Annotated in this window: 15 protein-coding genes; 7 read left to right on the top strand and 8 right to left on the bottom strand. The window is 45.6% G+C overall.

The genetic code is table 11. The features are described from left to right. Nucleotides 1–30: 30 nt before the first annotated feature. Nucleotides 31–897: a LysR family transcriptional regulator gene (locus tag L5M37_RS05270; protein ID WP_028759683.1), complete on the bottom strand. Its 867-nt coding sequence runs from the start codon at nucleotides 895–897 to the stop codon at nucleotides 31–33. 117 nt (nucleotides 898–1,014) lie between these two features. Here L5M37_RS05270 and L5M37_RS05265 point away from each other — a divergent pair, with 117 nt between their 5' ends. Next, entirely contained in the window at nucleotides 1,015–2,121 is a 1,107-nt protein-coding gene (locus L5M37_RS05265; protein ID WP_263199642.1) for an NADH:flavin oxidoreductase/NADH oxidase, read from the top strand. Nucleotides 2,122–2,368: 247 nt separating this feature from the next. Here L5M37_RS05265 and L5M37_RS05260 read toward each other — a convergent pair whose 3' ends face one another. Next, complete coding sequence (locus tag L5M37_RS05260) at nucleotides 2,369–4,156, bottom strand: DUF3413 domain-containing protein (protein WP_263199640.1); 1,788 nt, start codon at nucleotides 4,154–4,156, stop codon at nucleotides 2,369–2,371. 66 nt (nucleotides 4,157–4,222) lie between these two features. Further along, a complete protein-coding gene (locus tag L5M37_RS05255; protein ID WP_011847036.1) occupies nucleotides 4,223–4,441 on the bottom strand; it encodes a YejL family protein in 219 nt (72 codons plus the stop codon). 77 nt (nucleotides 4,442–4,518) lie between these two features. On the opposite strand from L5M37_RS05255, the gene yejK reads away from it, so the two are divergent. Next, nucleotides 4,519–5,547: a nucleoid-associated protein YejK gene (yejK, locus tag L5M37_RS05250; protein WP_263138485.1), complete on the top strand. Its 1,029-nt coding sequence runs from the start codon at nucleotides 4,519–4,521 to the stop codon at nucleotides 5,545–5,547. 157 nt (nucleotides 5,548–5,704) lie between these two features. Here the strand turns inward: yejK and L5M37_RS05245 are convergent, their stop codons facing one another. Beyond that, a complete protein-coding gene (locus tag L5M37_RS05245) occupies nucleotides 5,705–6,703 on the bottom strand; it encodes a cytochrome-c peroxidase (RefSeq protein WP_263199638.1) in 999 nt (332 codons plus the stop codon). Between the two features lie 469 nt (nucleotides 6,704–7,172). Between L5M37_RS05245 and L5M37_RS05240 the strand changes: the two genes are divergently transcribed. Both L5M37_RS05240 and L5M37_RS05235 read left to right on the top strand, forming a co-directional pair. Next, the gene (locus tag L5M37_RS05240; RefSeq protein WP_028759687.1) at nucleotides 7,173–8,045 is read left to right on the top strand and encodes a 6-carboxytetrahydropterin synthase; all 873 of its coding nucleotides are present in this window, start codon (nucleotides 7,173–7,175) and stop codon (nucleotides 8,043–8,045) included. A gap of 298 nt (nucleotides 8,046–8,343) precedes the next feature. Then, nucleotides 8,344–9,282 (top strand): M23 family metallopeptidase, encoded by a 939-nt coding sequence (locus L5M37_RS05235; protein WP_411569063.1) that lies wholly within the window; start codon nucleotides 8,344–8,346, stop codon nucleotides 9,280–9,282. Between the two features lie 154 nt (nucleotides 9,283–9,436). Here L5M37_RS05235 and L5M37_RS05230 read toward each other — a convergent pair whose 3' ends face one another. From L5M37_RS05230 to L5M37_RS05220, 3 genes are all read right to left on the bottom strand, one after another. Further along, nucleotides 9,437–9,697: a DUF5062 family protein gene (locus tag L5M37_RS05230; protein WP_006081993.1), complete on the bottom strand. Its 261-nt coding sequence runs from the start codon at nucleotides 9,695–9,697 to the stop codon at nucleotides 9,437–9,439. A 292-nt stretch (nucleotides 9,698–9,989) separates the two neighbouring features. After that, the gene (locus L5M37_RS05225; protein ID WP_263199637.1) at nucleotides 9,990–10,673 is read right to left on the bottom strand and encodes a VOC family protein; all 684 of its coding nucleotides are present in this window, start codon (nucleotides 10,671–10,673) and stop codon (nucleotides 9,990–9,992) included. A gap of 174 nt (nucleotides 10,674–10,847) precedes the next feature. Continuing rightward, entirely contained in the window at nucleotides 10,848–11,360 is a 513-nt protein-coding gene (locus tag L5M37_RS05220) for a murein L,D-transpeptidase family protein (protein WP_028759690.1), read from the bottom strand. Between the two features lie 172 nt (nucleotides 11,361–11,532). Between L5M37_RS05220 and L5M37_RS05215 the strand changes: the two genes are divergently transcribed. Together L5M37_RS05215 and L5M37_RS05210 are read left to right on the top strand one after the other, a co-directional pair. Beyond that, nucleotides 11,533–12,390: an ion transporter gene (locus tag L5M37_RS05215; protein WP_028759691.1), complete on the top strand. Its 858-nt coding sequence runs from the start codon at nucleotides 11,533–11,535 to the stop codon at nucleotides 12,388–12,390. Between the two features lie 44 nt (nucleotides 12,391–12,434). After that, nucleotides 12,435–13,976, top strand: coding sequence for an MATE family efflux transporter (locus L5M37_RS05210; RefSeq protein WP_263199635.1), 1,542 nt, complete (start codon nucleotides 12,435–12,437; stop codon nucleotides 13,974–13,976). 243 nt (nucleotides 13,977–14,219) lie between these two features. Here the strand turns inward: L5M37_RS05210 and L5M37_RS05205 are convergent, their stop codons facing one another. After that, nucleotides 14,220–14,417, bottom strand: a complete 198-nt coding sequence (locus tag L5M37_RS05205) for a DUF2986 domain-containing protein (RefSeq protein ID WP_028759693.1) — start codon at nucleotides 14,415–14,417, stop codon at nucleotides 14,220–14,222. A gap of 338 nt (nucleotides 14,418–14,755) precedes the next feature. Here L5M37_RS05205 and yqfB point away from each other — a divergent pair, with 338 nt between their 5' ends. Continuing rightward, on the top strand, nucleotides 14,756–15,073 hold the full coding sequence (yqfB, locus tag L5M37_RS05200; RefSeq protein ID WP_173496818.1) for a N(4)-acetylcytidine aminohydrolase: 318 nt from the start codon (nucleotides 14,756–14,758) through the stop codon (nucleotides 15,071–15,073). Nucleotides 15,074–15,084 lie beyond the last annotated feature (11 nt).

The following is a 15,084-nucleotide window of genomic DNA, read 5'->3' as shown; positions in this document are numbered from 1 at the left end:
GTGTGTCGAGCCCCATTTTTTAATGGGGTTTTATATTTTCCCCTTTAAAAATGTAATCGCTTTTTGGGCTCTGCGTGACAAGGGCCATTCCGCACGGTGGATAAGCCAAATGGTGTCTACAACTTGGCTGCCACATTCCACAACATAGATATCTTCTTGTCGTTCAAAGGCTTTGCGGGCGTATTGCGGTATAACCGTAAATCCTAGCCCTTTTGCTACAGGCTCGAGAATGAGGCTGATTTGGTTGGTAAATCCCTTGCAAGGGATCTCTTGAATGCCGGGATGGGTTGGATATTTACGGCTAAGCAGCCGAGTCGCCATAGCCTCACCATCGGGATGGGAGATAAACCCTAGCCGTTGTAAATCAGTCCATTCATGTTGTTTATGGCTTGCAGGTACCACAAGTTCAAGCGGCTCTTCGGTAAAATGTGTGCTGTGAATACGAGGATCGGAAGGTTTTAAGGTTACCATGCCGATTTCATGTTCATTGGCCAACACTGAGGCCACTATCTCACTGTCAGGGGCAAAACGGTGGCGAATGCTTAACGCCGGAAAGGCTTGTTGTAATTCGATTAATAATGGAAAAAGCGTTAAACCAATGCTACCTGGAGTGATAAGGCTAATATCACCGGCATTGGCGTCATCATGGATAAGTTTCTGTTGTAGGCGTTTCTGCGCGCATTCAACTTCTTTAACGTAGGTCAGCAGGTTTTCCCCTATGGGAGTGATTTCAAGCTGGCGGGTGCGGCGTAAAAACAGTGTGCCGTAGGTTTCTTCTAAGCGACTGATATGCTGACTCACGGCCGCTTGGGTGATACCTATGGCTTCGGCGGTGCGGGTGAAATTGCCTTTCTCGACCAGAACGCTAAAGGTGTGTAACCATTGTGGATTTATCATAAGTAAAATTTATCAAATCTATAATCTGTATGTGCTTTTAATTATGGCACGATAAGACTAGTCTGTCGTCATTCAGTATTAAAATACCTTTTGATCTTAATAGACACAGGAAACACCATGGCCGATCTATTTTCATCCTTCAAACTTAAAGACATCACCCTCAAAAACCGTATTGCCGTTGCACCCATGTGCCAATACCAAGCCACAGATGGACTCATCAACGACTGGCATCAGGTACATTACACTGGCCTTGCCCGTGGCGGAGCGGGTCTTGTTGTGGTTGAAGCCACAGCGGTTTCTCCTGAAGGACGTATTACCCCCAAATGCCTTGGGTTATGGAATGACGAACAAGCCCAAGGCTTAGCAAAAGTGGCTAGTGCGATTAAAAATGCGGGTGCTGTTGCAGGCATTCAGATTGGTCATGCAGGCCGTAAAGCGAGTGCCAATATCCCGTGGGAAGGGGATGACCATATTGCCGATAATGACGCGCGAGGTTGGCAACCGATTGCACCATCAGCTGTCGCATTTGGCGCAAACTTACCTAAAGTGCCTACCGCTATGACGATTGAGGACATTGAGCGGGTTAAAGCCGACTTTGTGGCGGCAGCAAAGCGTGCTTTAGCGGCAGGATTTGAATGGTTAGAACTGCATTTCGCCCACGGTTATTTAGCCCAAAGTTTCTTTTCAACCTATGCCAATCAACGCACCGACCAATACGGTGGCAGTGCCGAAGGGCGGGGGCGCTTTTTGTTAGAAACCATTGCCGCGGTAAGAGACGTTTGGCCATCGCATTTACCCTTAACGGCGCGATTTGGTGTGATTGAATTCGACCATAAAGATGAAGAAACACTGACGGAATCGATAGCCTTGGTGAAGCAATTTAAGCAAGCGGGGCTCGATATGCTGAACGTCAGCATTTGCTTCTCGACCCCAACGGCAAATATTCCATGGAGTCCGGCATTTTTGGCGCCTATTGCAGCGCGGGTTCGTCAAGAAGTGGGGTTCCCTGTTGCGACGTCTTGGGGTATGGATGATCCACATCAAGCTAATGCGGCCATTGAAGATGAACAAATGGATTTAGTGATGATAGGTAAAGCGTTTTTAGCGAATCCACATTGGCCGTATCAAGCGGCGCAAACCTTGAAAATTGCGCACCCATCTTGGGTATTACCCGCTTCCTACGCCCATTGGTTAGCACGCTACTCTACGGTTAAAGCCGATTGATTGTAGAGTGACTTGAGTTGATTTAAACCTAAGCCTTAAAAAGCCGTTATCTAAAGATAGCGGCTTTTGGCTTTAGTGGCAGGTAAGGTCCATCATAAGAGACTAGCTACAAGAGACTCGCTACGCTGTCCCTTCAACCCACGCAGTTAAATCCAAGCTTCGTGCATTTCGTATTCATCCAGTCGCCAGGGAATAAAAAAGCCCCAATCCTGTAGGAATGGGGCTTTTTTAACTAAGATGATGAAGCTCAGTGGTTATAGAAACGTCGACCTTCACGCATCACTTCAATCAATTCAGGCGCGCTCATTTTTTTATTGAGCCTATGTTCATAGTTTTCATCGTAAATACGATATTTACCGTGGCGGTCAATCACTGTCACTTCTGCTTCTTGATAGATAGCAAAAATACGGCTATCACCTATATAGATCCACGTTTCTTTGTCAGGTTGTAATAGGCTGCGGCCAGCGCTGTAATCTGTCGTGTTATTGGTGCAACCTAGCACGTGGGTCATTAAAGTCGGCGCAATGCCGTAATGGCTGGTGCGGTATTTGACCTTAGAAGCACCCGTACTCGGCCAGTGGATCACTAATGGCACTTTGACACTCTGTGGTGACAGGTTGCGATTAGCTTCATCACTATTGCTGGTGAACATTTTGCCATTGACCCCAGTGATAATCACTAAGGTGTCGTTGGACACATTGGCCAGCATCGCCTTGAGTTGTTGATCGACAAAATACAGAGATTGGCGATATTGATTAAACAGTACTTTTTGTGCTGGCATCAGGTCGGTATTGGCTTTCACTGTTTCGATACCCAGAAAACCCACGGGAGTATCAAAATTTTCTGGCGCTTTTAAGTTAACGAGCGCCAACCAAGGTTTATGTTGGATGCTGTGCCACTCGTTAAAACTGGCCACTGTGTGCAAATCGGCATCGGCACTGCCATTGGTTTCTTTGGCTACGACAGGATTAAAGTCATTAAACATCGCTTGTGATGAACGCAAATTGAGATTGGTTTCAGGGAGGAAAAGCCCCAATTCATAGCCTGCTTGTTGAAAGCTTCTGGTCAGTAAAGGACTGGTGCTATTAAAAATTCGCGCATCGCCATAACTGCCTTGCAGGCCATAGAGTAGCGAAAACATGCCCGTTCTAAATTGGTTGCCGCCGCTGAAATGCTGGGTAAAAGATTGATTATTTTCAGTGTATTGGTGTAGGAATGGCATGCTTTTGCCATCGACCATATCCGCCCGTAAACTGTCGATGGTAATCATCAACACGTTGATTTTCGTGTCGGCTTGGCAGGTGAGTGGCTGCTCTGGATAACTGAGTACACTAGTGTTGTGATTGACGTCATCGCCTTGGTATGAACCATCGATACCGTGACTTTCCATAAAGGAGCGAGCTGTCGCGGGATAAGATAAAGGATAAGTATCGTCGAAACGGGTAATTTCGGTGATATCGGCGGCATCGGCCCAAATGTGGATCAAGTGGCTGCTGATAAAACAGATACACACTAAGGTGATAACTTTATTCCCTAAATTGAGTTTTTGAATTTTCTCTATGCGTTTCCACAAAAAATTGGCCATGGTCAGTTCAATGGCGATGATGGCCAGTGGTGTGACGATATAAGAAGTACCACGGAGCAGGGCATTGAGATCCGCCCAAGCTAAATCGAAGGCGAAGGGGCTCAAGTGCATGCCGTAATCGGCGTAAACAATGGTATCGTATAATAAGATACAAAGACTTAGGGTCGCGATCACCGCCGCGACACCTCTTAATATCTTTGAATAAGGCAATATCAAGGTTAGTGGAAATAGGCAGATCAAATAGGCGATAAAGGCGAGAAAGCTAAACTGACCAATAGTGCTGACGCTCAGATAAAACCAGCCATACCAAGTTTCTGGATAACCTACGCTGCCAAGGTATCGGCTTCCGACTATCATGGCTAATAAGCCATTGAAGAAGGCGAACCAATGCCCCCAGTTGATGAGCCGGGAAACCCGATCGCGGCTCATTTGCTTTTTTCGCTCGACCATAGTGATCCGCTTATTCCTAAAAGGCCTTGTATCTTATATTCTTTTGATGATTATTACCCAGTTAACTTACTGGGATTTAACCGATTGTGCGAGTGCTTTTGCAAATTGTTCGGCCACGGCTTGGCGCGATTCGCTGGGCACTTTACGTTCTAGCAGGTTAGTCACGCAGTTACCCAATGCCATCAGGCTCAGGTCAGTCGGTGCTTTATGCTTTTCTAACACAGCCAATATTTCGGCGATTAATGATTCAACTTGGGTGTTTGAGTATTTCGATTGGATTGCCATAATCAAAAAATGTTTCACTTTGGAATGGATTAGCGGCATATAATAGCGGATTTATCCCAGTATCACTATCAGGGCTTATGAGTATTAACATCGAACACGCAATTATTCACGAGATTTCTCAGGACAGTCAGGGGCAATTACGCTGCCGTTTGCGTCCTCAACCTCTGCTGAACGGTCAGGCGGTCGAGGTGATGCTCGACGAGTTGCATCAGACATATACGGGAAAGGCCGGTAAAGGTTTTGGCTATTTTGGTATCCATGGTGACGACGGTGAGGCGAATCCCGCCTTTGCCAATGCGCTAACTCAATACCGTGGCGGCGAGCTAGGGTTTGTGGAATTTTCCGGTCAAGCCAGTAAATTACTGCAAGAAGAATTGTCGAAATACGACTTCAGTCAAGGCGGTTTCCTGTTGATGTCTTGCTATACCAGCATCACCAGCGATTATTTGTTTGTGGCTTTATTAAGTGCTAAGTCGTCAATGACAGTATTAGATGATATGGAACTGTCGCAAAATAACCATTTGGATTTAAATAACATCCAACTCGCGGCGCGTATTGATTTAACTGAGTGGCAAGCCGATAAGGATTCTCGCAAGTACATCTCCTTTATCCGTGGCCGTGCGGGACGTAAAGTCGCTGACTTTTTCCTCGACTTTATGGGCTGCGTAGAAGGCGTCAACACTAAGGCGCAAAACAAAACCTTAATGAATGCGGTTGAAGATTTTGTTGCCAGCAGTGAGTTGACGAAAGACGAGCGTCAGCAGTGCCGCAATAAAGTGTTTGAATACTGTAGTGAGCGTTTCGATGAAGGCGCTGACATTGAGATCAAAGACTTGGCCGATGAGTTAGCCGATCAAGGCATGGACTCCTTCTATGATTTTGCCCGTGGCGGCAGTTATGATCTCGATGAAGAGTTTCCGGCCGATAAATCGACCCTGCGCCAATTGAAGAAGTTTTCTGGTACAGGTGGCGGCGTAACGTTAAGTTTTGATGGCGGCCACTTAGGTCAACGGGTGATTTACGATCCCATCTCGGACACGATTTTAATCAAAGGTGTGCCAGCAAACTTAAAAGATCAGCTTGATCGTCGTCTTAAAGGCGAATAGTACTTAATTCATCCATCGTTTTTTAAGCGAAAGAATAACCAAAGGCCAAGAGTTTTTACTCTCGGCCTTTTTGCTAACTAAGTCGCGCTGACTTAGTGTCTATGCTAAGTGAGTACAGCTAAGTGAGTACTTCTTAGTCAGTGACTCGTTGCCTATGTTAGTTATTGGAACTAAATGGCACTGGACGTGGCGTATCTTTATTCGATGGTGGCAAAATAGGTAGCGTGATTTGCGGCTGATCGCCCGTTAAGGACTCAAGGAAGGCGACCATTTCTTTCACTTCTTGGTCAGAGAGTTTTTGCCCTAATTGAATGTCTGCCATGGTATTCACCGCTTCTTCCAAGGTCCAGACGCTGCCATCATGGAAGTAGGGATAGGTGAGCTCAATATTGCGAAGTGTCGGCACTTTAAACACAAATTTATCAGCTTCTTTACCTGTGACGCCCTTACGACCTTCTGCTGGGTTATTGGTGTGGAACGGTTTGATGAGTCCCATTTTCATATACATGGTTCCACCGACAGCGGGGCCGTTATGGCAACTCACGCAGCCTTTATCCTTGAAGAGTTGGTAACCCGCTTTGGCATTTGCGCTGATGGCATCTTGCTTGCCCAGAAGATATTGATCGAAGGGGCTATTAGGGGTGACTAAGGTTTTTTCAAAGGTGGCAATCGCATCGGTTAAACGGTCAATTGTGACTTTTTCATCGCCATAGACCTTGGCGAAGTGCGCTCGGTAGGCGGGCATAGAGGCGATAGTTTCAGTTGCGAGTTCATGGGTAAAGCCCATCTCTTTCGGGTTGGCGATAGGCCCCGCGGCTTGTTCTTTCAAATCACTGGCACGACCGTCCCAAAATTGAGCCAGCATAAAGTCGGCATTAAGCACTGTGGGTGAGTTAATTGGGCCTTCCTGCCAATGGTGACCAATAGACGTTGGCAGTGCATCGACACCACCAGTGGATAAATTATGGCAAGAGTTACAAGAGATAAAGCCAGATTTAGACAGTCTGGGTTCGAAGAACAGCATTTTACCTAATTCAACTTTTTCAGGCTCAGTGATCTTGGCTGCTGTAATGACTTCGATGGGTTCTGCACTGATAGCATGGGTACTGGCTAACATACCTGCGATGAAAATGGCGATAGATGTAAGTTTGGTCATCTTATTTCTCCCTGTATAACCTTGGTTTTTGTATGGTTTAACAGGGATGCTAGCGGTTAATAATGCTGAGTGATAATGCTTTGTTTCGATTGGGTCTATCGCTGTTGCGGATTAAGCTTTTGCGATCTAATTCGCTGTTTTTACGTTGTTATTTTGCTAGGTTGAGTGGTATTTCTATTAAGGTTTCATCTGTTAATCGACAAGGTAGATGCATTGTTGCTTTCTGCCTATCGGTACCTGATGGTTGCAATGAGTCGAATTGCTGGATTTTAGAAAACCTGATACAAACATGTGATACAAAATATTGGGCCGAGTGGATTCATTTGTCGCGACAATAGACGGAATTGATTAGAATCTCCATTCATGTTGAGTTAACTCGTGTTGAGTGCCTCAAGTTAGCATGCTCGGCCATCGCCAAGCGGTGCTATAAAATTACATAGGCGGACTGTTTTTCTGCCGAGGAGCGTTAATGCAATTGTTTGTCAAAGATTTAACTGTGATCGATTTTTCCTATTTGTGCCCAAAGCGCGGCATGGTGGGGGAGAGTTGGATTGTTGATGTTCTGTTAGAGGGCGGATTAGACGAGCAAAACATGGTACTCGATTTTGCTAAAGTCAAACGTACGATCAAGCAGACCATAGATGCGGTGGCCGATCATCGTTTATTAGTGCCTACGGCCTGCAGCAGTGTGCGATGGCAACAGCAGGGCGATAGAGTATGGATGGATTTTGATAGTCAGCTAGGTGAAATTCATTTGGCCTGTCCTTCACAAGCCTTTGCCTTAGTGCCGACCGAAGAGATTGATATTCCCAGCGTGAATGCCTTTTTACAGAAAGCATTGCGCGAAGCTTTACCTAAGAATGTCGAAGGGATCACGCTCACCTTGAGACACGAAATCCTCGATACGCCTTATTACCATTACAGCCATGGTTTACGTAAACACGATGGTAATTGTCAGCGTATCGCCCATGGGCATCGTAGTCCTATTCACGTTTATGAAAATGGCAGTCCAGCACCTAAGTGGGATGAGTATTGGGCCAAACGTTGGCACGATATTTATTTAGGCAGTGAAGAAGACTTGGTTTCAGTTAAGACCCTTAATCTTTCGCCGCAAACGCGGATAACCGATGACAGCCACTATGGTTTTCATTACCAAGCCCCCCAAGGGGATTTCCAATTGGCAATGCCAAAGGAATGCTGTGATTTAATTCCCCACGACACGACGGTTGAGTTGTTAGCCGATTATATTGCCACGACATTAGTCGCTAAAGTGCCAGGAAGTCAGTTTAAAGTGGTGGCGTTTGAAGGTGTTGGCAAGGGCGCGATCGTCGTTAAGGGATAGGCACTACGAGCTGATATAAGTGAATGGACTTAAACTATTCACCTTTTAATCACGGATTTAATAGGCCTCGGTAGATTATCGGGGCTTTTTTGTGTGTTTTTAGCATAGGCTGAACTGAGATTACGACAGGGATGTGGGTTTGCAGAATCGATTTTTATGGTGCGTTAGGTTAACGTGGCATTGATTGAATTCGGTTGCGTTTTGTGTCGCGATGAATGTATTTAGTGGGTCTTGATCCCTATTGCCCATCGATAAGGATTTTTTGAAGATGTTGGAAACTAGGATATTGGAAACTAAGATGCTGGAAAATAATAAGATGTTGAGAAATAAAGTATCGCAATTTTTATCTCACGGTGGAGCCCCCCTAAGTTCAAATCCAGTGCGCTGCTTATCGGCATTATTCACTTTGGGCCTAGTGCTCATTGCGCCTCAGGTACAAGCTGAGGTGAGTTTACAGGGTAAGTTAGAGCAAGGCGCATTAATGCGGGGTCAAGCGCCAGCGGGCACTCAGATTAGCTTAAATGGTGAAGCCATCAAGGTCACGCCTGATGGTCATTTTGCCTTTGGTTTTGATCGCGACGGTGAACTGAGCCAGCAGCTAACCTTGGTTTATCCCGATGGTTTGACTGAGGTTAAGCCTTTAACCTTAACTAAGCGAGAGTACGATATTCAAAGTGTAAAGGGCATTAGCTCGAAGATTATGAAGCCTGATCCTGTCGCGCAGGAAAGAGCGGCGAAAGACACGGCGCAGGTGAAAGCGGCGCGGGCAACATTTAGCGAGCAAACGGCCTTTTTACAGGAGTTTATTTGGCCGCTGACGGGGCGTATTTCCGGAGTTTATGGTAGCCAACGTATTTATAATGATGTACCCGGTAATCCACACTTTGGGGTGGATGTGGCGGCGAAAACCGGCACTGTAGTGGTCGCACCCGCCGATGGTGTTATTAGTCTTTCTGTGCCTGACATGTTTTATTCGGGCGGGACTATGGTGATCGATCATGGTTATGGCGTGAGTTCGAGTTTTTTGCACTTGAGTAAGCTGTACGTCAACGCGGGTGAAACGGTTAAGCAAGGCCAAGCTGTTGCAGAGGTGGGCGCAACAGGCCGTGCAAATGGCCCACACTTAGATTGGCGAGTGAACTGGTATCAAATGCGCCTCGACCCTACAACCATAGTGCCGCCAATGGCAACAGTGCTAGCGAATGAGAAAGCCAACAAAGCGGCCAAAAAGGGCTAGGTTCGATATTCAACTCTGGCTCACTTAAATGGCGCAATAATGCGCCATTTAATGGTGATCCTTATCGTGAACACATAGTGAGTTGGCTTCTTTCTAGGCTAGCTTCAAATGTCCGCTTGCCAATAATCATTTTTAACCGAGTCGCCTAAAAAGATTACTTCAACAGTGGATGATCAGCAGGCAGTTGGCGGGTGATCCATAAAATCAGTTTATGTTTCATGTTTGGCCCATCTTCTTTATCTTTGGCCAGTGGCTGAATCAAGTTGTCAGTGACCAATAAACGGTAAATACATTCCACTTTGTCTTTGGGTGAGATGCCTTTGTCAAAGTCTGCATATCCGCGTTTTTTGGCATAGCCCACGCCGATTTCCATGGCGAACTTCAATATTTGTGCTTCGTTCTTGTGTGGCTTCATTGGCGATCCTCTGTTTGCACATAGCATCCATCTACTGGACACGATAATTTGTGCCTGATGGCATCTGCGAGTTATATGTCCTAAGTTACGCTAAATATGCTGTTTTTTAGATTTAATTTTGGCGATTTTTGACAAAACCACCAAAAAACTGACCTAAAAATAACGAGAATATTGAATCTGATTAAATTGTCATCAACTCAGATGTTAACTCAGTTACTGTCGTAGGTTTTAGCTAAGGCAAGTGCCGATGAAAATCTAAGCTCAGTTTTATCTGCCTGAGTTTAAGTCTGACTTAACATTCAGATACTTGTTCGCTCGCGATGACCGCTTTTATGCCATGGGGATGCACTTTAATGCACACATTGCCGCGTTTAAAGGCGATAGTTGGATTGGCTAAACGTTCTTTATCGCCTTTGGGCGAGCTCATTTTGACTTTAATCTCAGCAAGGGATGGCAAGTCTGGTAATCTTGACTGCTCTGATTCAGCTGTCTGCTCAGATTGCGGCAATGAACTCAGTCCTAGGTTGAGTAAAGGGCGGAGTGTTGGACATAAGACCAGTAAATCTTGGCTCAAGGTATCGCAATCTTTGGCTTTAGAATCAATAACTAATTCTATGTGCTCCCAGCCTTCCTGTGGATAAACTTTATCACTAGGATAGGGAAGCTCGACGCAGGCAATGCTAAATTGACCGAGTGTGAGTGGCGTGTCTAGCTCGATGATCAGAATCGTACGGCCATTGATGATGTTGTCTGAAATGATTTTACCTATGCGGCTAAAGGCGTCGCGCATGGCATCGGCACTGGCGATGGAATTGACGCGCAGCGCGACATGGTCGCAAACCAGTGCTTTATCTGCTAAGTCTAAGGTTTCAAGCAAGGCTAAAATCTGTGCTTTGAAGGCTGGCCAGCCTTGGATTAATTGCTCATAGCTGAGGTTTGCACTGTGCGGCGCAACAGGCTTGTTGAATTTAGGCATAAATACTCCAAGGCATTTCTATTGGCGTTAGTTTTATCCCTTAAGTAAATGACTGAGACTATTACAACTAACATCATGCTTTAAAAGGTTAAATAAAAACGCCCATTAAGCTGGGCGTGTTTGATATCGTTCAATTATCTATTTGGCATTTTGCCATTAGGAAGCGGGCTAAGATTAAGGCCAAATCTCAATCGGCGTTCCTTCATCGACTACTTTCCACACTTCATCCATTTCGGCGTTGGTAATCGCGATACAGCCGTCAGTCCAGTTGTATTGCTGGGCTTGTTCTGGCGGCAGTGACGACTTAGGGTTTTGGCCGTGGATCATGATCATGCCTCCGGGTCTAATGCCTAAGGCTTTGGCTCTGAGTTTATCCTCTTCATTAGGATAGGAAATATGGATTGATTTATAATAAGCACTATCTGGCTTTTTATAATCTAGGGTATAACGCCCCTGTGGTGTGCGTTGATCGCCTTCCTTTAATTTGTGTCCAGCGGGTAGGTCACCCATGGCGATGCGATATTGTTTGAGCACTTTGCCATCGCGTAATAAAGCCATACTGGATTCGGATTTAGTGATCACCACCAGATCCACTTTACCCATGCCAGAGGCATGTAATTCGGGTGAAACGAGAGCCGCGATAGTCACAGTGAGAGATGTCAATGTGGAAAGTAGGGTGGCGCGCATGGAGTCCTCGAAAATAAACACAGGTTGTTGGCTTTTTTCGGCATCATACCGCAATTTTATCCTACTGTGAGTAGATAATTTTGAGCTAGGTGCAATTGCATGGCAGACTCGTGGCATATTTATGCTGTAATCCCTGTGTTAGTCAGTTTGTTGCAAGGAAGTAAAAGCTTTTATGTCTGAGAATATCGAATCCGAAAGTCCGTTAAAACGTCAATTACGTACCATTATTTTTGGCACTGATACTCCCGCTGGCCGCTATTTTGATATCGCCCTCATGGTGTGTATTGTGTTGAGTGTCGGCTTAGTGTTCCTCGACACAGTAGAGATATTCCATCGCGAATACGGCCAGCTTATTTCTGTGTTGGAATGGGTATTCACCATTATTTTTACGATTGAATATGGCCTACGTTTGTACTGCGCGACTCATCCTGTGTTATATGCTCGCAGCTTTTATGGTTTAGTGGATTTGTTATCGGTATTGCCAAGTTATCTGGCGTTGCTGATCCCTGGCGCTAACTTTACCTTAGTCATCCGGATACTTAGGCTGTTTAGGATTTTCCGCGTACTCAAATTACTGCGTTATTTGAGTGAAGGAAATGTGCTGCTTAGGGCGATGATGCAGTCGAGTCGTAAGGTTTTTTTGTTTTTCTTCTCGGTCAGTTTGATCGTTATGGTACTGAGTTCAGTAATGTATGTGGTTGAAGGGCCTGATAATGGTTTCAGTTCAATCCCTAAATCTGTGTACTGGACAATTGTGACTATTACTACAGTCGGTTACGGTGACATTACCCCGAAAACTGGGTTAGGTCAGGCGATTGCGGCTTTTACTATGCTGATTGGTTACTCGATTATTGCAATCCCAACGGGGATTTTAACCGCCGAGATATCCCAAGAAGTAGGGCGTCATCGAGATTTACGCTCGTGTAATCAATGCCATAAGACAGGTCATGATATTGATGCCATGTATTGTAGTCGTTGTGGATGTGAGTTAGATAGCTTGGATGTGCCCGTTGATAAAGGCGTTTCCTGATGACTTCGGCGAACACTTTTTATTTTTGTAGGTAAAAGACACGTATGACGCAAGCCAAGTTTGTTGAAGGCCCCATATTACGCCATATCTTAGTGATGAGTTCGACCGCCGCGGTAGGGATTTCTGCCTTATTTGTCGTGGATTTATTGGATATCTTTTTCCTGAGCCTATTGGGAGAGCATGAACTCGCGGCGGCTGTGGGATATGCGGGGAGTATTTCGTTTTTTACCACATCGATTGGAATTGGTTTATCGATTGCATTAGGGGCTTTAGTGTCTCGCTCGATTGGCGCAAAAGATGTGGCGTTGGCAAAGCGCTTATTACTCAATAGCGCGGTTGTGACGACACTGATCAGTGTGCTGGTGGCGGCTGTGGTCACCACCTTTATTCCTGAGCTAGTTGCCTTAGTGGGCGCGAGTGGTCATACGGCAGAACTTGCTGCGAGCTATTTGTATATTCTCGTGCCTTCCTTGCCTTTTATCTGTCTTGCGATGGCGCTCGGCGGGGCTTTGCGCGCCGTGGGTGATGCAAAGTTATCTATGATGTCGACCTTAGCGGGGGGCGGCGTTAATGCTGTACTCGATCCGATTTTTATCTTCATGTTCGCCATGGGGATTGAAGGCGCTGCATTGGCATCCGTTTTAGCGCGGGTGGCGGTATTTGTGATTGCCGCTCGCGGTGTGGTGGTTAAGCATAAGTTGTTAGGCCATTTCGATAAGGCACATTTTATCGCCGATCTTAAGCCCATCTTTGCCATTGCAGGCCCTGCGATGTTAACCAATGTGGCAACTCCCATCGGAAATGCCTTTGTGACCCGAGCGATCGCCGATTTCGGTGATGCTTATGTGGCAGGCTGGGCAGTATTGGGGCGTTTAATCCCTGTGGCTTTTGGGATGATCTTTGCACTGTCCGGCGCGATTGGACCTATTGTTGGGCAAAACTTTGGTGCAGGTCAGTTTGACCGAGTACGTGAGAGTTTAACGCGAGCGATTCAGTTTTGTACTGTGTATGTGCTGGTAATGTCTTTGCTGCTGTTTATGCTTAAGTCACATTTGGTCAGTGTGTTTGATATGAAGGGCGACAGCGCTGATCTTATTCACTTTTTCTGCAGTTATATTGCGGTATTCTTTATATTTTCTGGGATTTTATTCGTGGCGAATGCGTCCTTTAATAACCTTGGCAAGGCCAAATATTCCACGCTATTTAACGTAGGTAAAGCCACTTTAGGCACTGTGCCCTTTGTGTATTTTGGTGCGCTTTGGGGCGGGGTTTACGGCGTATTGATTGGGCAAATTTTAGGGTCTATTTTGTTTGGTACATTAGGTGTGTGGGTTGCCTATCGTTTAGTGGATAAAGTGGCGGCGCAGGCACAGTTTTCAGCCGCGCCTAATCTTGATGCTGCGAATGCTATCCCCCGTAATGTCGTACTGAGTGAGGAAGAGGAAATCGCTAATTGTGTTGCACAGAACTTACCGAGTGCGACCAATCCGCTTTCATCCTCTTGCGTGCAGATGGCGCAATTAACGGAGGAGCAAGAGAATGAGCCCGTATTACCCTATTTAGACGAGGGGAAAAAGCCTAATTGACGTTATGTGGCTTAGCTGCGCCATGTAGAAGCTGTGGGCAAGAACGCAGATAAAAATGAGCTCTTAATAATGAGGATCAGTCAGAAAGCTGCTAATGATAGGTATGCTGAAAAACAAAATGCCACAAGATTGCTTGTGGCATTTTGTTTGAAACGGCGTTTGCACTTCATTTCGTTAAGCTAACAATGCCAAAATACGCCGCTAAAAGACTATTCTGCTGAGCTTCTTATTCTTCGGTACTGCTTATTCTTCAATACTTGGCGTGTCTTGTTGGCCTTCGACTTGTTCAGTCGCGGCTTCTGATGCCGCCATTTTTGCGCGATCAGCCTTAGAGATGTAACCTGATTTTGCAGGTGAGCCGATAGTCACTGGGTCGACTTTATTCAGTCTGGCCTTAGCGCGTTTAGCTATTTTCTTGATGATCTTTTGTTTCTTGTTCATGACGTCTCTAATTTCGTTTCGCACCCGCTACGCGCAGGAATATGAGGCCAAGGGCTCAATTGAGGCGGGATTCTAACTCAATCTGAACGAACTGACCATGTTTTGCTGAATTTTGTCGAAAACAACGGCTACTCTTTGGGAACTAGTTTTGCTAAATGGCGTTAGCATAACTATTTGACTTAAACGGCGCTGTTAGTATTTCACACGACAAATGCTGCAAATTCTGCGGTGTAGACTGTCAGTGTGGATCAAAAGCCATTATATTGCCTAGCATTATGAGTTTGAAAAATTGACTCTACTGTTATTTTATTGCTCATATCCTGAGCCGAGGAAGATGTGTGTTATTAACTAAAATCACTTTTTTTGAGCGCTTTGAGCACGATATATTAAGTGGCACTAAAACCATTACATTGCGTGATGAAACGGAATCCCATGTGATTGCAGGTCAAACGCTTCCCGTTTCAACCTTCGAAACCGACCGCTGGTTTTGTGATATCTATATTATTGATGTCGTGCCAGTGACCTTAACTGAGCTCTCAGACATTCATGCTAAGCAAGAGAATATGACGTTGCCGCAGCTACGTGATGTGATTGCAGAAATTTATCCCGGTCTTGAGCAATTGTTTATGATCCAGTTTAGGGTTTTACCGCAGTAAAAGTATAGAGC

The organism is Shewanella sp. SM69 (genome assembly GCF_025653985.1).
Taxonomy (GTDB): domain Bacteria; phylum Pseudomonadota; class Gammaproteobacteria; order Enterobacterales; family Shewanellaceae; genus Shewanella; species Shewanella oncorhynchi.
The sequence above is the reverse complement of the archived record's forward strand: the minus strand, read 5'-3'. Positions and strand labels throughout refer to the sequence as shown.